Source organism: Christiangramia sabulilitoris (assembly GCF_007050985.1).
Classification (GTDB): domain Bacteria; phylum Bacteroidota; class Bacteroidia; order Flavobacteriales; family Flavobacteriaceae; genus Christiangramia; species Christiangramia sabulilitoris.
Window position 1 is genome coordinate 12,949 of sequence record NZ_VHSF01000003.1, and the last position, 21,285, is coordinate 34,233.

At 38.4% G+C, this 21,285-nt stretch carries 19 protein-coding genes; 9 read left to right on the top strand and 10 right to left on the bottom strand.

From position 1 onward, the window contains the following. Nucleotides 1–125: 125 nt before the first annotated feature. From FGM01_RS10235 to FGM01_RS10245, 3 genes are all read left to right on the top strand, one after another. The gene (locus tag FGM01_RS10235) at nucleotides 126–971 is read left to right on the top strand and encodes a transketolase (RefSeq protein ID WP_143411077.1); all 846 of its coding nucleotides are present in this window, start codon (nucleotides 126–128) and stop codon (nucleotides 969–971) included. 37 nt (nucleotides 972–1,008) lie between these two features. Further along, a complete protein-coding gene (locus tag FGM01_RS10240; RefSeq protein WP_143411078.1) occupies nucleotides 1,009–1,962 on the top strand; it encodes a transketolase family protein in 954 nt (317 codons plus the stop codon). 119 nt (nucleotides 1,963–2,081) lie between these two features. After that, complete coding sequence (locus FGM01_RS10245; RefSeq protein ID WP_143411079.1) at nucleotides 2,082–2,690, top strand: outer membrane beta-barrel protein; 609 nt, start codon at nucleotides 2,082–2,084, stop codon at nucleotides 2,688–2,690. Nucleotides 2,691–2,740: 50 nt separating this feature from the next. On the opposite strand, the gene FGM01_RS10250 is transcribed toward FGM01_RS10245, so the two are convergent. Then, on the bottom strand, nucleotides 2,741–4,936 hold the full coding sequence (locus tag FGM01_RS10250; protein WP_143411080.1) for a RecQ family ATP-dependent DNA helicase: 2,196 nt from the start codon (nucleotides 4,934–4,936) through the stop codon (nucleotides 2,741–2,743). A gap of 84 nt (nucleotides 4,937–5,020) precedes the next feature. Here FGM01_RS10250 and FGM01_RS10255 point away from each other — a divergent pair, with 84 nt between their 5' ends. From FGM01_RS10255 to FGM01_RS10275, 5 genes are read left to right on the top strand one after another with little or no spacing between them, the layout of a single operon-like run. Continuing rightward, complete coding sequence (locus tag FGM01_RS10255) at nucleotides 5,021–5,986, top strand: KpsF/GutQ family sugar-phosphate isomerase (protein ID WP_143411081.1); 966 nt, start codon at nucleotides 5,021–5,023, stop codon at nucleotides 5,984–5,986. Continuing rightward, nucleotides 5,986–6,819 carry a twin-arginine translocase subunit TatC gene (gene tatC, locus FGM01_RS10260; RefSeq protein WP_143411082.1) on the top strand — a complete coding sequence of 278 codons (834 nt, stop codon included), beginning with the start codon at nucleotides 5,986–5,988 and terminating at the stop codon, nucleotides 6,817–6,819. Before FGM01_RS10255 ends, tatC begins: the two co-directional genes overlap by 1 nt. A 3-nt stretch (nucleotides 6,820–6,822) precedes the next feature. Continuing rightward, nucleotides 6,823–7,176: a carboxymuconolactone decarboxylase family protein gene (locus FGM01_RS10265; protein WP_143411083.1), complete on the top strand. Its 354-nt coding sequence runs from the start codon at nucleotides 6,823–6,825 to the stop codon at nucleotides 7,174–7,176. Between the two features lie 43 nt (nucleotides 7,177–7,219). Continuing rightward, complete coding sequence (gene lptB / locus FGM01_RS10270; protein ID WP_143411084.1) at nucleotides 7,220–7,960, top strand: LPS export ABC transporter ATP-binding protein; 741 nt, start codon at nucleotides 7,220–7,222, stop codon at nucleotides 7,958–7,960. Nucleotides 7,961–7,993: 33 nt separating this feature from the next. Further along, nucleotides 7,994–9,838 (top strand): hypothetical protein, encoded by a 1,845-nt coding sequence (locus FGM01_RS10275; protein WP_143411085.1) that lies wholly within the window; start codon nucleotides 7,994–7,996, stop codon nucleotides 9,836–9,838. On the opposite strand, the gene FGM01_RS10280 is transcribed toward FGM01_RS10275, so the two are convergent. Then, the gene (locus FGM01_RS10280) at nucleotides 9,826–10,578 is read right to left on the bottom strand and encodes a CDP-alcohol phosphatidyltransferase family protein (RefSeq protein ID WP_143411086.1); all 753 of its coding nucleotides are present in this window, start codon (nucleotides 10,576–10,578) and stop codon (nucleotides 9,826–9,828) included. The genes FGM01_RS10275 and FGM01_RS10280 overlap by 13 nt on opposite strands. Before the next feature lie 148 nt (nucleotides 10,579–10,726). On the opposite strand from FGM01_RS10280, the gene lnt reads away from it, so the two are divergent. Next, nucleotides 10,727–12,322, top strand: coding sequence for an apolipoprotein N-acyltransferase (lnt, locus tag FGM01_RS10285; RefSeq protein WP_143411087.1), 1,596 nt, complete (start codon nucleotides 10,727–10,729; stop codon nucleotides 12,320–12,322). Between the two features lie 186 nt (nucleotides 12,323–12,508). Here lnt and FGM01_RS10290 read toward each other — a convergent pair whose 3' ends face one another. The 8 genes from FGM01_RS10290 to FGM01_RS10325 form a co-directional block, all read right to left on the bottom strand. Then, nucleotides 12,509–13,903, bottom strand: a complete 1,395-nt coding sequence (locus FGM01_RS10290; protein ID WP_143411088.1) for a sugar transferase — start codon at nucleotides 13,901–13,903, stop codon at nucleotides 12,509–12,511. A gap of 32 nt (nucleotides 13,904–13,935) precedes the next feature. Further along, nucleotides 13,936–14,949 carry a glycosyltransferase family 4 protein gene (locus FGM01_RS10295; protein WP_143411089.1) on the bottom strand — a complete coding sequence of 338 codons (1,014 nt, stop codon included), beginning with the start codon at nucleotides 14,947–14,949 and terminating at the stop codon, nucleotides 13,936–13,938. After that, nucleotides 14,949–15,962 carry a glycosyltransferase family 4 protein gene (locus FGM01_RS10300; protein ID WP_143411090.1) on the bottom strand — a complete coding sequence of 338 codons (1,014 nt, stop codon included), beginning with the start codon at nucleotides 15,960–15,962 and terminating at the stop codon, nucleotides 14,949–14,951. The genes FGM01_RS10295 and FGM01_RS10300 overlap by 1 nt, the downstream gene beginning before the upstream one ends. Then, nucleotides 15,916–17,283 (bottom strand): O-antigen ligase family protein, encoded by a 1,368-nt coding sequence (locus FGM01_RS10305; RefSeq protein WP_143411091.1) that lies wholly within the window; start codon nucleotides 17,281–17,283, stop codon nucleotides 15,916–15,918. The genes FGM01_RS10300 and FGM01_RS10305 overlap by 47 nt, the downstream gene beginning before the upstream one ends. Beyond that, nucleotides 17,277–18,341 carry a glycosyltransferase gene (locus tag FGM01_RS10310; RefSeq protein WP_143411092.1) on the bottom strand — a complete coding sequence of 355 codons (1,065 nt, stop codon included), beginning with the start codon at nucleotides 18,339–18,341 and terminating at the stop codon, nucleotides 17,277–17,279. The genes FGM01_RS10305 and FGM01_RS10310 overlap by 7 nt, the downstream gene beginning before the upstream one ends. After that, a complete protein-coding gene (locus FGM01_RS10315) occupies nucleotides 18,338–19,216 on the bottom strand; it encodes a glycosyltransferase (protein WP_243735791.1) in 879 nt (292 codons plus the stop codon). The genes FGM01_RS10310 and FGM01_RS10315 overlap by 4 nt, the downstream gene beginning before the upstream one ends. 232 nt (nucleotides 19,217–19,448) lie before the next feature. Beyond that, the gene (locus tag FGM01_RS10320) at nucleotides 19,449–20,252 is read right to left on the bottom strand and encodes a class I SAM-dependent methyltransferase (protein WP_143411094.1); all 804 of its coding nucleotides are present in this window, start codon (nucleotides 20,250–20,252) and stop codon (nucleotides 19,449–19,451) included. Nucleotides 20,253–20,267: 15 nt separating this feature from the next. Further along, nucleotides 20,268–21,284: a glycosyltransferase family 2 protein gene (locus FGM01_RS10325; protein ID WP_143411095.1), complete on the bottom strand. Its 1,017-nt coding sequence runs from the start codon at nucleotides 21,282–21,284 to the stop codon at nucleotides 20,268–20,270. Nucleotide 21,285: the final 1 nt, after the last annotated feature.

Sequence of the window (21,285 nt, forward strand, 5' to 3'; positions counted from 1 at the left end):
ATGGAAGGCTTATGGGAAGGTAGCTTGTTAGTATTTTCCGGAAAAAGTTAATAACTGACCTATAGTTGCTTTGTCAAAGCCTTTTAAAAAGTTATTTTTGCCGCATTAAAACAACACAATTTAAAATGCCAGACATCAACGAATTACAAGATTTTGCTACCCAGGTTCGCAGGGATATTTTAAGGCAGGTCCATAAGGTAAATTCCGGGCACCCGGGAGGCTCTCTGGGCTGTACTGAATTTTTCACTGCGCTATATCAGGAGGTTATGGATCACAACACCAACTTTAATATGGACGGAAAAGGAGAAGATCTTTTCTTCCTCTCCAACGGTCATATTTCTCCTGTATACTATAGTGTACTGGCCCGTAGCGGATATTTCCCGGTAGATGAATTAAATACTTTCAGATTGATCGACTCCAGATTACAGGGACATCCTACCACACACGAAGGCCTGCCGGGTATAAGGATCGCTTCAGGATCTCTGGGGCAGGGAATGAGTGTGGCCATTGGAGCTGCTCAAACCAAAAAACTAAACAATGATGATCATATCGTTTATTCCCTTCATGGTGACGGTGAGCTGCAGGAAGGTCAGAACTGGGAAGCGATCATGTATGCTGCCGGTAATAAGGTAGACAATATCATTTCTACGGTAGATCTTAACGGTCAGCAAATCGACGGAAGTACAGAAAATGTACTTCCTCTTGGAAACCTTAGAGCTAAATTCGAAGCTTTTGGCTGGGACGTAATGGAGATCGAAAATGGAAATGACCTGCAACAGGTTATTGACGGTCTTAAAGAGGCTAAGACAAGAACCGGAAAAGGCAAACCGGTTTGTATATTAATGAATACCGTAATGGGTAACGGGGTGGACTTTATGATGCATACACATGCATGGCATGGTAAAGCGCCTAACGATGAGCAACTGGAAACAGGACTCGCTCAGAATCCTGAAACGCTGGGAGATTATTAATCCCGGAGACATTCATTAATATTAAATTTTAAAGACCATGAAAGAATATAAAAATACAGGAAGTAAAGATACACGTTCAGGTTTCGGTGCCGGATTGACCGAGCTGGGTAAGACCAACGAAAATGTGGTAGCTCTTTGTGCCGATCTTACCGGATCATTAAAAATGGACGAATTTAAAGAAAATCACCCGGAGCGTTTTTTCCAGGTGGGTATTGCTGAAGCAAACATGATCGGGATGGCTGCGGGTATGACCATTGGAGGTAAAATACCCTTTACGGGAACTTTTGCCAACTTTTCCACTGGAAGGGTTTATGACCAGATCCGCCAGAGTGTAGCCTATTCAGGCAAAAATGTGAAGATCTGTGCATCTCATGCGGGGGTTACTTTAGGTGAAGATGGTGCTACGCACCAGATCCTGGAGGACCTCGGATTAATGAAGATGTTACCGGGAATGACGGTTATCAACACTTGTGATTATAACCAGACCAAAGCTGCAACGCTCGCTATCGCAGATCATGATGGCCCGGTATATTTACGATTCGGAAGACCAAAAGTGGCCAATTTCACTCCTGAAGATCAGAAATTTGAAATAGGAAAAGCAGTAAAACTATATGAAGGTACAGATGTAACCATTATCGCAACCGGACATTTAGTTTGGGAAGCAATTCAGGCGGCTGTTAGCCTCAATGAAAAAGGCATCAGTGCAGAAGTGATCAATATTCACACGATCAAACCTCTTGATGAGGAGGCTATAATCGAATCTGCCAAGAAAACCGGATGTGTGGTGACTGCTGAAGAGCATAACTTCCTGGGAGGATTAGGAGAAAGTGTAGCCAGAACCCTGGCCGAAAACCATCCGACACCTCAAGAATTTGTGGCAACCAAAGATACTTTTGGTGAAAGCGGAACTCCGGCGCAGCTTATGGATAAATATGGATTAAATGCTGAAGCAATCATCAAGGCTACAGAAAAAGTTTTGAAGCGTAAATAACAGCTTTAAAATTTATAACATCAAACCTCTCATTTTCAAACACTGAGAGGTTTGTTATTTTAAACAGGAAATATTTGGCATGTTTACTGCGTTATAGAACCCCGAATAAAAACATACTTATGAAAAAGCTACTATTTTTTGGATTTTTAATACTCGGTGCAGCCAGCATGCAGGCACAAAAAGCCGAATTCGGATTAAAAGGTGGACTTAATTATGGTGCAACCGGTGATTACGAATCTGCACAAGAAGGCGCTGAAGATTTCGCTTCTAATTTTGAAGAGGGTGGTAAAAACAAAACCGGTTTTCATGCCGGAGTTTTTGCGCAGTTCGAAGTACTGGGAATTTTTCTTCGTCCTGAATTGCTGTACACAGAGCTTAATACAGAATATTCCACTTTTGACTATAAAGTACAAAAGATCGATGCCCCGGTACTTCTGGGACTAAATGTTCTGGGCCCACTGAATATTAAAGCAGGACCATCCTTTCAATATGTCCTGAATAACGAGATAGAAAATTCGCCTTTTAGCATTGGAGATGTAGAAGATGAGATCTCTGTAGGATATCAGCTTGGAGCAGGCTTAGATCTTGGCAGACTGGAATTTGATGTAAGATATGAAGGAGCATTTTCAGAAAATACCGCTTTCGGTCTAAATGAAATGGCCTCAGAGAATTTCACGGTAGACTCAAGGCCCTCTCAATGGATACTAAGTTTATCCTACAGCTTATAACTGGAAAAAAGTAAAAAAGAAAACCCGGAAATTCCGGGTTTTTTTATGCTTTAATTTGCCACCTCACTTATGAACTTAATACGGTATAAGCGCAGTTCTTCCTCATCATAATCGCCGTCAAATTCTTCCATGGCTTCTGCGATCTTATCTGTTTCAGCCTCAAGGAAATATTCATGTATTTCCTCCTGTTGATCTTCATCCAGAATATCATCCAGCCAGTAATCGATATTTAATTTTGTTCCGCTATAAACAATAGCTTCCATTGCCTTGATAAATTCAGGCATAGCCATACCTTTCGCTGAAGCTATATCTGTAAGAGGTAACTTCCTGTCTACGCTTTGGATGATATAAAGCTTTAAAGCACTATTGGCTCCGGTAGATTTTACCACGAAATCATCTGGTCTTACAATATCATTATCCTCCACATAACGGGCAATAAGATCTACGAATTCTTTCCCGTATTTCTTAGCTTTACCCTCTCCTACTCCGTGAATATTGCTTAATTCATCTATAGAAATGGGATATTTAAGAGCCATATCTTCCAGTGAGGGATCCTGAAAAATAACGAAAGGAGGCAGGTCTTTTTTCTTAGCTACCTTCTTTCTTAATTCTTTCAGCATTTTCACCAGTTGCTCATCAACTGCTGCAGCACCTTTATCTGCCTTGATTACATCCTGGGTCTGATCATTGAAAATATGATCTTCGGTCATCATAAAGGAAACAGGATTTTTCAGATATTCATGACCTTTATCGGTTAATTTGACCACTCCGTAAGTTTCAATATCTTTTTTAAGATAACCGGCTACCAGGGCCTGCCTGGTCAGGGCCATCCAGTAACCACTGTCCTGATGGCTTCCTTTTCCAAATAACGGGTGTTCATCTGTCTTATGCGAGAGAATTACCGCATTGGATTTACCTATAAGGGTTTTTACTACCTCCTTGGATTTATATAATTCATTTGTTTCCCTGATCGTCTTCAGCAACAACTCGAGATCTTCCTTCGCCTCATGTTGTTTTTTAGGATTCCGGACGTTATCATCCATACTGGCACCTTCGCCGGTTTCAGAATCAAATTCTTCCCCGAAATAATGCAGAATGAATTTTCTTCTGGAAATAGAAGTCTCAGCATAGGCCACCACTTCCTGTAAAAGGGCATGACCAATTTCCTGTTCTGCAACAGGCTTACCGCTCATGAACTTTTCCAGCTTTTCAATATCCTTATAAGAATAGTATGCCAGGCAATGACCTTCACCACCATCCCTACCGGCACGGCCGGTTTCCTGGTAATAACTTTCAATACTCTTGGGGATATCGTGATGGATCACGAAGCGAACATCGGGTTTATCTATCCCCATTCCGAAGGCGATAGTCGCCACGACCACGTCTATATCTTCCATCAGGAACATATCCTGGTGTTTGGAACGGGTCTTTGCGTCCAGGCCGGCATGATAAGGCACCGCCTTGATCCCGTTGACCTGTAATGTTTGCGCCAGCTCTTCCACCTTTTTCCGGCTAAGACAATATATGATCCCCGATTTACCATCATTCTGTTTTACAAAACGGGTTATATCGGCTTCAATATTCTTGGTCTTGGGTCGTACCTCGTAATACAAATTAGGCCGGTTAAAACTGGCCTTAAAGGTTTTAGCATTGGTGATCCCAAGATTCTTAAGAATATCTTCCTGAACTTTTGGAGTTGCCGTGGCGGTTAGACCTATTACGGGAATATTATCACCTATTCTTTGAAGTATATGCCTTAGGTTCCGGTATTCCGGTCTAAAATCGTGTCCCCACTCACTTATACAGTGAGCTTCATCAACGGCCAGAAAAGATATGGTCTGATCTTTCAGAAAATCGACATAGTCTTCTTTGGTAAGTGATTCGGGAGCAACATATAATAGTTTACAGACACCATTTCTGATATCACTTTTTACCTGTGCTACTTCGGTCTTATTTAAAGAGGAGTTGAGAACATGGGCCACGCCATGCTCTGAGGAAATGCTGCGAATAGCATCTACCTGGTTCTTCATTAATGCGATAAGGGGCGACACTACTATTGCAGTACCGTCTTGTATAAGTGCAGGGAGCTGGTAACATAGTGATTTACCTCCGCCAGTTGGCATTACCACAAAGGTGTCATTTCCTTTAACTATACTGGTAATTACTTCTTCCTGAAGCCCCTTAAACTGACTAAATCCAAAGTACCTCTTCAGTTCTTTGTGTAAATCAATTTCGGTCAAAGCCATTCAATTGTGTTACAATTTTACATACATTTGCATTACTAAATATACATATTTCTTTAGTACCTGCAATTCTTAATTTAATCTAATTTGAAACTTAGCGATCAAATCATTTCCTCTGCAAAAGAAACCATTTCCAATGAAGCAGAAGCAATTGCGAACCTCACAAATTTCATAGACGAAGAGTTTACCAAAGCGGTCGAGATTATTTACAGATCTGAAGGTCGTGTGGTGGTCACCGGGATAGGTAAAAGCGCCATTATAGCCAATAAGATCGTGGCGACTTTAAACTCAACGGGAACTCCTTCTATATTTATGCATGCCGCAGATGCCATTCATGGCGACCTGGGAATTGTGCAGGATAACGATGTGGTAATCTGTATCTCCAAAAGCGGGAACAGTCCTGAAATTAAGGTTCTGGTCCCTTTGATCAAGAATTTCAACAATACCTTAATAGGTCTTACGGCAAATAAGGAATCTTTCCTGGGACAGGAAGCAGATTATGTTTTGAATTGTTATGTAGAAAAAGAAGCCTGCCCTAATAATCTTGCACCCACTACCAGTACCACGGCACAAATGGTCATTGGGGACGCGCTGGCTGTGTGCCTTCTTAATCTGAAAGGTTTCAGCAGCAGAGACTTCGCCAAATATCATCCGGGAGGATCACTGGGTAAAAAACTTTATTTAAGGGTGAGCGATATTACTTCCCAGAACATGCAGCCTCAGGTTTCTCCGGAAACAGATGTTGCCAATACCCTGGTGGAGATTTCAGAAAAAATGCTTGGAGTAACCGCAGTTATTGATAATGATAAGATCATTGGAATAATTACCGACGGTGATATTCGCAGAATGCTGAAAGATCATAAAGATATCAAAGGCCTGAAGGCGAAAGATATAATGAGTAAAAATCCAAAAACTGTAGAGCAGGACACCCTGGCCGTGGAAGCTCTGGAAGTTCTGGAAAAGAATCAGATCTCACAGTTACTGGCTGTTGAAAACGGGAAATATGCCGGAGTTGTGCACCTACATAATCTAATTAGAGAAGGAATTTTGTAATGGATAAAATTGCCCCAAAGGAAGACCCCGGAAATGAAATGTCTTTTTTAGACCATCTCGAAGAACTAAGATGGCATTTGATAAGAGCAGTACTGGCAGTAGTAATTGCCGGAGCGATCGCTTTTGTTTTAAAAAGCTTCATTTTTGATGTCTTGTTATTTGGACCGGCCAAAGGAGATTTTCTTTCTTACCGGGCATTATGTAAACTTTCCGGCCTGTTTGGGATCGATGGTGGATTTTGTGACCCCGAGATGCCTTTCAGGATACAAAGCAGGACCATGGGTGGACAGTTTTCTGCCCACGTATGGACTTCAATAACCGCCGGTTTTATAATTGCCTTTCCTTATGTGATCTATGAATTCTGGAAGTTTGTGGCTCCGGCCATGCACAATAATGAGAGGAGACATGCTAAAGGCTTTATCTTTATTACCTCGCTATTATTCTTTACGGGAGTTCTTTTCGGGTATTATGTAGTTACTCCGTTGTCTATTAATTTCCTTGGAAAATATCAGGTAAGTGATACCGTTTTCAATGATTTTGACCTGAGCAGTTATATAAGCCTGGTAAGGGCTTCAGTACTGGCTAGCGGACTGATCTTTGAATTACCCATAGTCATATATTTCCTTACCAAGGTAGGTGTGGTTACTCCGCAGTTCCTTAGAACCTACAGAAAATATGCCCTGGTAATAGTTTTAATTCTGTCAGCTATCATTACCCCTCCCGACATAGTGAGCCAGATCATTGTTGCCATTCCCGTATTGATCTTATATGAAGTAAGCATTGTGATTTCCAAGATCATGTACAGAAAAGAAGAAGAAAAATTAAAAAAATAAGCTATGATAGATATAGATAAAGTGGACGAATTTAATTCGTACCGCGCCAAGATGAACGATAAGATACTTGCTGAAAACAATAAAATTCTTAAACGAATTTTTAATTTAGATACGAACGCTTTTACAGAAGGTGCCCTGGACAAAAAGACCAAGGAACTTTTAGGCCTGGTTGCTTCCACAGTATTAAGATGTGACGATTGTGTAAAATATCACCTTGAAGCAAGTTATAAGGAAGGTATTACCAGAGAAGAAGTTATGGAAACCTTGAGTATTGGAACGCTTATTGGCGGTACCATCGTCATCCCACATTTAAGAAGGGCATTCGAATACTGGGAAGCTCTGGAGAACGCAGAATAATTACGGTATAATTTCTGCGCAATCAGAAATGTAAATCAGGAATATGAAATTACGTGCTGAAAAACTTGTAAAGACCTATAAAGGCAGAGATGTGGTAAAAGGCATTTCGGTAGAAGTAAATCAGGGAGAAATAGTAGGACTTCTCGGGCCAAATGGTGCCGGGAAGACTACTTCTTTCTACATGATCGTAGGTTTGATCAAACCTAACAGCGGTAATATCATCCTTGACAAGACGAATATTACTAAATACCCTATGTATAAAAGGGCTCAGCACGGGATAGGTTATCTGGCGCAGGAAGCTTCAGTTTTCAGAAAGCTGAGTATTGAAGATAATATTATGAGCGTTCTTGAACTCACCAAACTTTCTAAGAAAGAACGTATAATGAAAATGGAATCCTTAATTGAGGAATTCGGTCTTAATCATATTCGCAAGAACCGTGGAGACCTGTTGAGTGGTGGGGAACGCAGAAGAACAGAGATCGCCAGGGCCCTGGCTACAGACCCCAGTTTTATTCTTCTGGATGAACCCTTTGCGGGAGTAGATCCCGTGGCGGTGGAAGACATTCAGCGTATTGTAGCCCAGTTAAAAGATAAAAATATAGGGATCCTAATTACAGATCATAATGTTCAGGAAACTTTAGCGATCACAGACCGCACTTACCTAATGTTCGAAGGTAGTATTCTTAAGCATGGAATGCCTGAAGAACTGGCTGAAGATGAAATGGTACGAAAGGTCTACCTGGGACAGAACTTCGAATTAAGAAAAAAGAAGTTATTTAATTAGCCTAACAATAATTTTATAATTTAAGGGCTAATTATGAAATTCCTATTTACCAGTAAAAAAATTGATCTTAACCTCGCAAAAGATTTTGACAATCTTGAGTTAAGGAGGGTTGGTGAATTTTCCCTATTAATAAATGATCCAAATACTATTACCGAGACAGAGGATCTTGTCTCCATTACTAACGGATACCTTAGAGATTATTCTTTTGAAGAGCTCAGCCTTCAGAAAAGATCAGCAATAAAATATGTTTTTAGAAATTGGCCGGTTGAGGATCACATAACCGGTAGTTTTTCCACACTTATTTTAGAAAAGCTATCTTCTAATATCGTAATCACCTCAGATCTCTGTAATATATATCCACTATATTATTTAATCAAGGATGGCGTAGTTTATATTTCGAATAGTATAATTCTAATCGGAAGGTATTCCGGAGCAGAAGAAGATAAAACAGGTATTTTTCAAAGGGCAGTTGGACCTAATTTTTGCAATATAGGCTCTAGAACAATACTTAAAAATTGCAAAAGACTTTTACCGGGAGAATGGTTAAAAATAGGTTTGTCAGGAAAAATATTAAAAAGGAATTTTGATAATAGTCTCTTCCGAAATATTGGTAAGCCCTACATTGATAGAACTGAATTAGAATCATATTGGGAACATTATAAGAAAGAATCCTCGCTTTGCAGTTTAGGTTTCGATCGGACGAATATTGCATTAAGTGGTGGAATCGATAGTAGAATAGCATTAGGCTCTATAGAAAATAAGGAAATTTCAGCTTTTACCTTTGGTAGTGCTAGAAATTATGAAAGTAGAATAGCTGCAAAATTAGCCAAATCTAAAGGCGCAAAACATACTATTCTATTTGATCCTAATCAATATTTTCCATGCAAAGAACTGCTATATGATTATACAAAGAATACTGAGGCAATTAATTTGAACTCTTGGTTAGAAATTTTGACAAACATAAATTTAAGAGATAAAGAACCTATTATATTAGGTGAACTATGTGAAGCTTTACCTGCTAGAAATATTAAAAAATTAAATACCGATAATTTCAGAAAACAGAATTTTTTCAAATATTATCTTAAAAATTCGAATATTGAGCTTACACCTAACACCCCTTTCCAGTTTATCCAATGGAAGAATAAAAAATTAAAATTTATCTTATCGTGGTATGTAGATTTTTGGTTTGATAAATTAAAGTATTCTGATTTTAAGGATAAGTTAATCAATGAAACAATAAAAGATACCGCAGAAATTTTCGAAAGAATTGAATCTCATGATCTACCTTACTCTGAATTGTACGACGAATTATTTTCCTGGTTTACCTATACCAGAATGGTATTATCTAAACAAGTAAATATATGTAATGAAAAATTTTATGCATATAGCCCAGGAATGTCACTACAGATGTTAAAAAAAACAAGTAATATTCACCCTAATCTTAGGATATATTATCGCTTCGCTAACTATCTACTTAAATCGGTTCCAGAATTAACCAAATTTAAGAACATACCTACCAGCCAAATTCCATTAATACCGCAAACGGCAAGTAATCTAATTAGGATACCTATTTGGGCAATAAGGTCAAAAATTGATGATTGGCTTATTAAAAGAATGATGAAAAATAAAGATATACATATGAGATATAGGCTATTTAATTCCATCAATTGGGCTAAAGTATATCAACAAGAGAACATGCTTAATAACATTCAGGACTACTATGATGAGAATCACCTTTCTTTAGAGTATTTTAAAACTTTTTATGCCTTGGCTGAAAACAGAAAAAATCTTACTAAATGGCCATTTGCAAATATGGACATTATTAGCGGTGCAACCTTGAATGCAGAATTAGTATTGCTTAAAAATCAACCTAATTGAGAAGTTCTCATAGATATTACTGAAAGCAAAACGTAGAGCAATAAGATCACCGGAATAGCAATGAACTTCAGGAATATAATCAGTACCAGACAGCTGATGATAAAGAAGTATCTCATCTTATTTTCCCTGAAGCCCCAGTCTGAAAATTTCAAAGCGAAAAGAGGTAGTTCCGCATTCAGCAAATAACAACTTACCAGGGTCAACCCTACCAGAAACCACTCGTTCAATAATAGCCCCGAGATAAAAGGTCCTGACTGATAGGTTAGAATTAGCGGCAAACTAAGAATTAAAAGAGCATTGGCCGGTGTGGGTAGTCCTATAAAAGAATCGGTCTGGCGGTCATCTACATTGAATTTTGCCAGCCGGTAGGCAGAAGCCAGGATGATCAATAACCCTATGAGGGCGAATGGTTTTAGCTGTACATCAAAAACCGATGAATTCCAGTCACTTCCTAAACCTCCCGAAACAGGTAAAGCCTTGTTTAGCAATTGATACATAACGATTCCCGGTACCACTCCACTGGTCACTACATCTGCCAGCGAATCGAGCTGCAGTCCCATTTCGCTTTTCACATCAAGAAGTCTGGCGGCCAGTCCGTCAAAAAAATCAAAGAATATTCCCGCAGCCACAAATATTGCTGCTAATATAAGATTCCCTTTAACCGCAAAAATGAGCGCGATACTTCCGCTAAACAGGTTTAACAGAGTGATTAGATTTGGAATATGTCTTTTAATACCCATTAGATCATTTTAATTTGAATGTACTAAACTACTATTTTGAGTTGAAATAGCTCTAAAAATTATGTTATTGTAAAAGACCTGAAGTCGTGCCCCAAATTATACCCGGGTTCCCGCAGAAGTTTATTATTTTTGGGCAGACCTCAACCACATGAAGAATCTATTATATGCCATACTTAGCGGAATCCTTTTTGAGATCGCCTGGCCTACCTATGGCTTTCCGCTTTTTATATTTTTTGCTTTAGTACCACTACTGCTTGCTGAATTCAGAATAAGAAATCACGCGGGCAGCTGGAAAAAACTGAAGGTTTTCGCCTTATCCTATCTCAGCTTCTTTATCTGGAATCTCATTACTACCTACTGGATCTATTTTTCCACTCCCTTTGGTGGGGTATTTGCCATTCTTGCGAATTCTCTTTTAATGACTTTGGTATTTTTATTATATCATATAGTAGCCAAAAGAACAAATTTTACGGCAGCTTCGGCTTTTCTGGCCAGTATCTGGATGGTATTTGAAAAAATTCATCTCAACTGGGATTTCTCCTGGCCCTGGTTAAATCTGGGCAATGTTTTTTCAGAATATATCAGCTGGGTACAATGGTATGAATATACCGGTACTTTTGGAGGAAGTCTGTGGGTCTTACTGGTGAATATCGCAGTATTTAAAGCCATTTTGCAATTCAGAGAATACCGGGAAAAGACGATCATCTACCGTTCACTCGTCAAAATTTCTCTATTTATACTTTTACCCATAGGAATCTCACTTATACTTTACTATAGCAATGAGGAACCAAGGGAAAAATTAGAGGTGGTGATCCTTCAGCCGAATATAAATCCATATACCGAAAAATATAATACTACAGACACCCGTATTGGCCGGCTCCTCTTGCAATTAAGCAAAAAAGCAGTTACCGATTCCACCAGTCTGGTCATCGCGCCGGAAACGGTTTTTGCAGACGGAACTCAGCTTTCGAATTTTCAAAATTCTGAAGCCGTATTCTTTGGAAGACAGATCATCCGTATGAACGAGGGCCTGAATTTTCTTGGAGGTATTAGTATGTATGACCGGTTTCAGGATCCAGACAAGGTAGGAAAGCAATCTAATCAGATTGGAGTGAGGGACTGGTATGATGACTATAATTCAGCTTTTCTCATTAGAAATATTGCAGATACGTCGCAGTTATACCATAAATCCAAACTGGTGGTTGGCGTGGAGAATTTTCCTTACCAGAGTATTCTTAAACCCATCCTGGGAGATATTATGATAGACCTTGGAGGTACCGTAGCTATGAAAACAACCCAGGATGACCGGGAAGTACTCTGGCTGAATAACGATCTGGGCACCGCTCCAATAATTTGCTACGAATCGGTCTATGGTGAATATGTGACCGGTTACGTTGAAAACGGCGCATCCTTTCTGAGTATCATTACCAATGATGCCTGGTGGGGCAACACCCAGGGCCACCGGCAGCATTTAAGTTATGCCAGACTCCGCGCAGTGGAGAACAGGAGATATGTGGCCAGAAGTGCCAATACAGGTATTTCAGCGATCATAAATTCCAGAGGTGATATTGTGCAAAGTCTTGGTTATGAAAAGCAGGGAAGTATTACCGGTCAGATCGGGATCGAAGAAGGGAGAACCTTTTATGTAAGATATGGCGACTATATTCCCAGAATAGCACAGTTTCTCGCTTTGTTTATTTTTCTTTTTTCAGTAGTTAAATACCAGAGGAAAAGACCCTCGTGAGGTGAGAGGAAAGTGGAGAGTGAAGAGTGTAAGGCTTTAGGCTGTAGGCTGTAGGCTGTAGGCTGTAGGCCAGGTAAAAATCTCCATTCCTATATTAAAAAATTGCTCCGGAATTCTAAGTTCTTTTGGAAGATAAAACCTGTTATCTGATATACAAGTACTGATAACTACTTACCGATCAATACATTATTGCCCCCGAAAGAAAATGACCGTACTCAGGGTTTTTAATAGAATACTCAGATCCAGAAAAATATTACGGTGTTTGATATAGTATAGATCGTACTGCAGTTTCTCCAGGCTGTCATCATAGCAATCGCCATAATTGGCCATCACCTGGGCCCAACCTGTTAAACCTGGCTTTATGATATGCCTGGTTTCGTAGAAAGGAATTAATTCAGATAGCTCTTTTACGAATACCGGTCGCTCCGGCCGGGGACCGATGAGGCTCATATCCCCTTTGAGCACATTATAAAACTGTGGGATCTCATCAATCCGGGCTCTTCTGAGAAACCTTCCGAATTTGGTAACCCGGTAATCATTCTTCTGGGCATATTGGGGACCGGCAGCCTCGGCATCCTTGGTCATCGTACGAAGTTTCAGGATCTTAAAAATTTCTCCGTGCCTCCCTACCCTATCCTGGGTATAGAAAAGCTTACCCCGGTTAGCGATCACATTCCCGATAAGAACCAAAGGGGCTATCAGGATTCCGAAAATGATACCAAATAAAGAGATGAACACATCAAATATCCTGAATATAGACAGATAAAATTTGTTCTGATTACTACGGCTAAAGGGAAAGTATTTGTAAAAATCCTTATCTACGTTCTGAACCGGAATACGCCGGGTCACTTCTTCATATACCTGAATATAATCCCGAACAGGGAATCCCTGTTTGACCAGATCACTTAACTGGTTATACAGTGTTAACATAAGCCCCTTTTGATAAGCGCCGGCTACCAGTATTTCATTGATATGATTTTGCTTCACCGCATCCTTCAATTCATGTACCTCAAAACGCAAGAGATCCTCAAGAGGTAATTCTGTTTTAAATCTCCTGTCGGTATGAATATAACCCACCACCAGGTAATTGGGATCAGACTTTTGGAGAGATTCTGCAATAAGTTTGATATCAAAAGAATCTCCCACTACCAGCACCCGTTTATAAAACCTGGGAGAAGAGATCAGGTTTATATATAAAAACCTCCAGATCAAAAGCGCCGCGGCTATGGAAATGAAAAAGAACAATATTTGCAAGCGGTTGTCTGGAAGGGTTGGTGTTAAATATGGAGTTAACATATACGCCAGGACGGTCATACTCGTGGTGAGCAGCACATTTTTAATGACAGAATCAAAGCGATCTGCTTTCTGCAGGTCGTATAATTCAAAAATGTCTCCGAATAAATTCAGGTAAGCCATCAGGATCAAAGTCCAGGTCCAGTTATTGGTATCAATTCTAAAATAGTCGAATTTAAAAATGATTCCTACGAGACTAAGAATAAGGAGAACACCCAGCATATCAAAAAGCCGCAAAAGAATTTTGCGTTCAGAAATTTCAAAATGCAGTAGGGGCTTCTGAGACATGACTGGTTAGGTTTCCGCTCCGGGTAAATATATCATTTTTCAGCAAGCAATTCTAACCAAACCGTTTTAACATTTTCCCAGTCAAACTTTTCAACCATTTTTCTGGCATTCAGACTTATTTTATGAGCAAGCTCTGGTTTATTGATCAAGCTCAATATGGCCCCGGCCATAGCACTGGCATTATCCGGCTCTACCAGGATTCCATTAAGATCATGTTCAATCAAATAAGGTAAACCTCCCACATTGGTGGATACAACGGGCAAGCCTAAAGCCATTGCTTCTATAACACTCACGGGGGTATTATCTATGCTGGTTGTATTTATGAATATATCGTAGTCTGCAGCGAGACTCGTCCATTCAGATTTAGTCAATTTTCCTTCGAAGACCACCGGTAATCGCTGTTCCGAGCCTAATTTCTGTAATCTGGGTAAACTGCCATCTTTATCTGGCCCAACCATACATAAATCTGCTTCCGGGTAATCTTTTAGCACCAATTCTAAAACATCCATCGCCAGTTCAGGCCTGTAGATCTCATCAAAAGCTCGCACCCAAAGTAACCTGGGAGATACCTGTGTCCTTCTTTTAAAGGAATAATCGTTAATTTCTATAGAATTAGGAATGGTCAAAAGATTCTCAAATTGAAATTTCTCCAGTTTTTCCTTAAGGAATCTTGATGGCACCACCAGAGCTTTCGCATTCCTAAATAACGCAAGCATCTTTTTAGAAGAACCTTCTAATCGCATTTCCAGATTCCCGCCATGCAGGATCATGATATAAGGAATAGATAAAACCCGGCATAAACCGGCTCCCATTACTGCATACCAGTAATTCAAGGTACTGTAGGTATCTATTATTACCAGATCAACATTTTTCCGGGCAATAATACTACCCAGCATGTGCATCAGCCTAAGACCCCTGTTTTTAATAGAGGAAACGGCTGTCACACAGAATCCTTCATGTTCCAGTTTTCGGGGCAGCGTATCGGCACTGGTGGGTGTATACCCGTGCTTTACTAATTTATTCCCTATATAAAGGATATTTCTCATTAATTAAGAACGCTTTCCCACTTATCCTTGATCTGCTCCCAGTCAAAAGACTCCACTTTCTCCCGGGCATATTCGCAAAGCTGCTGACCTTTGGCCGGATTTTCAATTATCTTTAAAATTTCTTTTACCATGGCCTGATCATTCTCCTCAGGCACCAGAATGCCATCATGGCCATCATCTATGAGCATTGGCATTCCACCGACATCGGTGCTTATGATAGCCAGGCCCAGGCTCATGGCTTCAATTACGCTAATCGGAGTATTATCTATGGAGGTGGTATTTATAAAAAAATCATAGTTCCTGGAGAGTGCAGCCCAGTGTTTTTTTCTGAGCTTCCCGGTAAACCTCACATCGAGATCGTGCTTCCGGGCCAGTTTTTTACATGCGGCCTGGGTACCATCCTTCTCGGGACCCACCATACATAAACTGGCCTGGGGATAGGTCTGTTTTAAAAGCTGAAGTACCTTAAGCGCCAACATGGGATTATATCGCTTCTGAAAGCGCCTAACCCATAATAACTTAGGCCGGAATTCCGTGCGCTTATTAAATGGATATTTATCGGTACGTATAGCGTTCGGAATGATCCTGGTATTTACAAAACCGTGGGCCTGGAAAATATCATGCAAAAACCTGGATGGAGCTATATTGGCTTTGGCATTACCAAAAAGACTCCTGCTCAGCTTTTCCGAATGCACCAGGCGATTTGGAAGATTTCCTCCGTGCAGGATAGGTATATATTCCAGACCAAAAAGCTGACAGGTCTTCCCAACAAGGTAGGCGTAATAAAAATTCATCGCTCCGTAGGTATCTATGAGTACAATATCTGTAGAATCCTTAAACCTGGCGATTAGGCCAAGCATTTCTGCCAGGCGCAAGGCCTTATTATTGCGGGTGGAAGCAGTCTTTACCTTATACCCCTCTTTCCGCAGCATCTTACTAAAAAAAGAAATATAGGTAACCGTAAAACTATTGACCTGCAAGTCGTTGCCTATGTACAGGATTCTTTTTTTCATCTACTATATATAATAATGCAAGTCCATATACAAATGCTGGAAGAGCTATTCTCATAGCCGAATGGTTGATGGTCATAAACCAAAAGGCCACGAAGGCCAGAAAATAAAAATTATTTTTAAACTTAAACCAAAATACTAATGGAACAAAAATAAGTATTGCCAAAGCAAAAATACCTAAAATTCCATGTTCAGATAACAAACGACTAATTTCATTATGTGTATTAATACCCACACCTAGATGTTCCTCTCTATATTCTCTTCCTTTACCAACACCAATACCAATTATTGGATTATGATAAAATGCTGTTAATTCTGTTTCTATTAACTCTACCCGACCCGTTGTTATATCTTCTTTCAATTCTCCAGCGGCATTTTTATTGGTATAACGATTACCAATTAACCCACCTGTTTCCATTGAAGATATTATCCAGATTATGGTAAAAATAGATATTACTCCTATAATTCTAAGATTAGAGCCTTCCATTTTATCTGAATCTTGTTTATAATAAAAAAATATAAGAAATGCCAAAGTACACAAGATAGCAGTTACAACCCCTCCCCTAGAAAAAGTAATTACTGCTCTATATCCCATTAAAATAAGAAGAATAAGATCTATGAGATTAATCATTCGAGTACGAATTGTAAATAAACGGGTACAAATTAAAAAGCAACCTAACCCTAAGACGGTTGAAATTTGGTTCGGGCCAAATCCTCCTGTTGCAGCATAGTTTCCTGCTAAACTAATGCGCACCTCGTTCATACTGGGAGTATAAAAATATAAGTAGGTCATTTGTGCCACTAGAGGCATTAACAACATCAATAAAACCCGTTGGAAATCTTCTTTTTTTATTTTTTTATAATAGCAATACAAGGCGGAAACTCCAAGACAAACTGGACCAGTAATATTAAATGCCACAAGTTTTCTGAAATCTGCCTCATAACTAATTGTCATTGAAGCCACAATAACCCCTGGGAATAGTATTAACAAATAAATCCAGTAAGGAATCGTTTTAGAACTAGCACCTTTAAAAAACATCCCGATTAATAGAAAAATAATCACCGCATACTTCCCTGTCTCATAAAATATCACGGCACTAGTTTGCCTGAAAAATACTTCTCCCCCGGCTATGTAGGCGGCAGCCATTAAGGCCTCATTCCCTCTATTCTTGCGATCGAGTATCACAAAAATAAATGAACCCATAATTCCTAAAAGGATCAATTTAGATAATGAAGGCATTAAATAAATAATAAATCCATAACCAAAATGAAGCAATAACATTTTGATATAAAACTGATTATTTATTTTATCACTACTTAACATAGATTGCGACAGAAAGAAAGGTATTCAGGAATTACATACTCTTCCGAATATAAGTGTTTTATTCTTGCTTGAAGGTTATTAGAATAATCCCTTAATTTATAAGGATTTTGTATATAGATATTAACCGCTTTAGCTAATTCAACCGGGTTTCTGGTATTGGTCAAAATGCCGTATTTGCCAATAACCCGTCTACATTCCCCCACATCAGTAATAACAACTCCCAACCTAGCCATTCCATATTCAAGTAAAGCTAAAGGAAGACCTTCTGAAACTGAAGATAATATTCCTATATCAGCCTGACATAGATAGGAATAAATTTCTTTCTGCTCCCCATACCAATATACTGATGTCAAAGACTCAATTAAATTTTTTATATCCTCTGAATATTGATCATTGTATTCTTTACCAAATAAATGCAGAGATATACTATTATAATCTTTAGTTAAGATCTGAAAAGCCTCTAAAAGAGTTCGATGGTCTTTTTGTGCTCTCAAATTCGCAACGCATATGAGTTTAATTTCTGAATTACCCTTGAGTTTGACAGGCCTTATATCTGATTCCTCCCTGATCTTTATAAAATTATTCAGGAAAATCACATTTTTAAATTTCAGCTTGTTTATCGCCCAGTCTCTTAATTTTTTATTTACCGAAATAATCCCATCAAAATAAGCCGAAAAAAAACGTAAAGATTGCAAGTTTCGTCTATTCAAAAATTCACTCTGTCCGTAATGATCATGCCAGATCAATTTGAATTTCACTCCCAAAATTTTACATAAGACAGCAAAAAACCAAGAGGTTCCATGGGCGTGAACTACGTCTATTTTATTTTCCCTAATTATATTTCGAAATTTTTTCAGTGCCAATAAATCAAAGGTATTTTTCTTACCTAAAAAATGAAACCTTGCTTCCACCTGGATCTCGTCTATCAGAATACCTTTATCCCTTGTTGCGCAAATATGGGACTGCATTCCATATTTCAATAAAGAATTTGCATAATTCAAAGCAACTCGTTCAGCCCCTCCCGGATGTAGTGTATCGATAAGTTGAAGAATCCTCATAAAAGCTTTTGAATTTCAACTTTGAACTTTTCTATATTATATTGTTGGGACCACTCCATTGCCCTAGAAGACATTGAGTCAAGAAGGTCTGGATTCTCAAGAAATTCAGAAATCTTAGGTACTGCATAATCAAGTTGTGGCTCGATCAAAATACCTCTTTTTTCGTCGTTTAACATCCAGGGAACACAAGAAACGCTGGTAGCTATCGGAATACACCCAAAAAACATCGCTTCTGCCAATGCCTTTGGCCAACCTTCGCTTTTAGAAGGTAAAATTGAGAAATGAGATGACTTATATGCCTCTTTAAGAATTACTGAATCTTGATTCCCATGCATGGTCACAACTCCCTGCAGATCATTTTTTAATATATATTCCGATAATTGATCGTCGCGTTCGCCCTTTCCATAAATATCTAACCTGGCGTCAACACCTTTTTTAATCAAACCATGCACGATTTTCAAACTTAATAAAGGTCTTTTTCCATCAACTATGGATCCTACAAAAAGGAATTTATAGGGCATCTCGAATTTCTTTTTCACATGAGCTTTTTCCTTTTCAGAATAAGTTGCTGTAAAAAAGGGAATAATATTATTGTTCAAGTTATTCCATTTTCCATAAATAAGGACCTTAATATTTCTTGAAAGAAAGGTGTTAGATAATATCCACTTCTGGATTTTATAACTTAAAGGTTGTCTACTTTCCAAATCCCAATTACCTGCATATTTTACAGTTTTTTGCTTCAAGGGAAAAAAAATTTGTACAAGACAAGCCAGAAAACCGATATTACCGGGGCAACGGATATGTATATGATCTGTTGTATGCATCTCCGAAAAGATCTTAGAAACAACTAAAACCGAATTTGTAATACTTTTCAAAGTATACCTTAGATTTTTGAAATGAAGGAATGGTAAAGGTTGTAGCTTAATTTTTTTATGTTCATACCTCAAATCTATTTTGTCAACTTTATATTCTGACCCGGGACCTAGTACTACAACTTCGTCAAAATGCGAAATCCAAAAATTCATTTCTCTTACATATGGAGCGTAGGCATAAATATCTCCTCTATAGATCTTATGTTCAGCATGGGTGAAAATTGAAAACCTCATGTCAATCCGTTTTATTTTGCATTAACATTGTAAGATGCATACACTTAAACAAATGTTTATCTGACTTTCCCGATCTTAGCCAGTCCTCTTCATGCCATTTTTTCCCGATTTTTAATTTTCTTTTCTCAGAAACCGGTAAAAGATTAAGTAAGAATATCCATTTGGTTTTACCAAATATTGCCTTGCGGTCTATAATTTCAAAATGATCACAATACTTTTTAAAGACTTTCTTTGAAAATGGCCATTCCCAGTCCTTATCTGATTGAAAAGGACGGTAAACACTTCGTATGATTTTTACTGGTATGCTCGTCTGTAAAGGATCATAACTAATTATTCTGCCTTCGGGTTTAAGTTTTTCTTTTAATCGACTTATTAGTTCATCTGTATCCCTGAAATGATGTAAAACTCCGTAGGCATAAATAAGGTCAAAATCTCCTTCCTTGAAATCCTTGGATAAAAAATCTAAAGTTTTAGCTTCTGCATTTGGAAAATTTCTTAATCGGGCGTTTAATTTTTCAATGGCGGGTTCGCTCAAATCTATTCCGAGATACGAATTAGAGTTTTCTGCGAGATAATAGGATAAAGAATTCCCTGCAAAACAACCCAGATCAAGAACCTTCTGACCAGAAAGATCCCCAATCCATTTTTTATGAAGATCATAGATTTGCCTTTCAGCTCCAATATTCTTTCTAATATCACGTAGTAAACTATTTCTTAAGGCATACCAAAGCTTTGTAGCCTTATTTTTCTTAAAGCTATTATAGAAATCTTTTTGTCTTTCGTTAACAGAAGCTTGATCCTTCAAACTGAATAAATAAATTTAAAAAATTTTTGAATTCCGTGACCTCAAAGTAAGTAGAGCTTTAATCCTTCCCTGGAAATCATTTACCGCGATCTTTTCACCATCAAATAAACCATTTTTAAGTCTTATAACAGTAAGAAGAATGGTAATTAAATACCATTTTATTTGTGACTTTAATTTTACATCCGGATATTTCAGTTTCCAAACGTAATATCCATTCTGAACTACCATTTTCCCATACCTGAAGTAATCAGGTCTACCCGATTCGTGATGAAGATGAAAAACCCTTGCAGAAGTATTGACATAGAGCTCTCCAAGTTTAGATGCTCTTAAACAAAAGTCCATATCTTCATATAAACCGTAACCTTCAAAATATTCTGAAAATTTTACTTTTTCAAATATTTCCCTTCTAAATGATGAAACCCCTCCCATAAAAAATTCGACCGGATAAATTTTTCCTGTTGGTGGTAGAAAACCGGTTGAAAAACCATGAGAGAATTCTGGCATAAAACCTGGTGGTTTATTTGATAATAGGCCAAGTTTTTTACGTAGAACATTTCGACTTCCTAGTTTTCTAACATAGCCATCTTTTTCGAATTCATCATAACCAGGTTTATAGGTTTCAGTTGTTTCCCTCCATACTCCGTTCTCTACAATTCTACCTCCCACTGCAACTGCACCAGGCTTAAGCTTATAAGTTCCCATCAGATTTTTAAAGTAATCCTCCTCCAGAACTATATCATCGTCCAGAAAACAAATTATTTCTGAAGACAAATTAGCATTTCCTATTCCAAAATTACGTTGTTTGGTTAGGCCTTTATTTTTTTCAGCAACTTTATAATATAATAGAGATTTATAGTTTTTTGTAGATAATAGTCCTTCAGTTCTGTCATCTTCAGAAGCATCAATTATCAGGATTTCATTTGGATACAGACTTTGAGTTGCTACAGAATCCATCAGTTGTATAACAGAGTCTGCCCTGGAATAGGTACAGACTATAAGACTGAAGTTTGTAGTTTCGTGTAAATCCTCCATT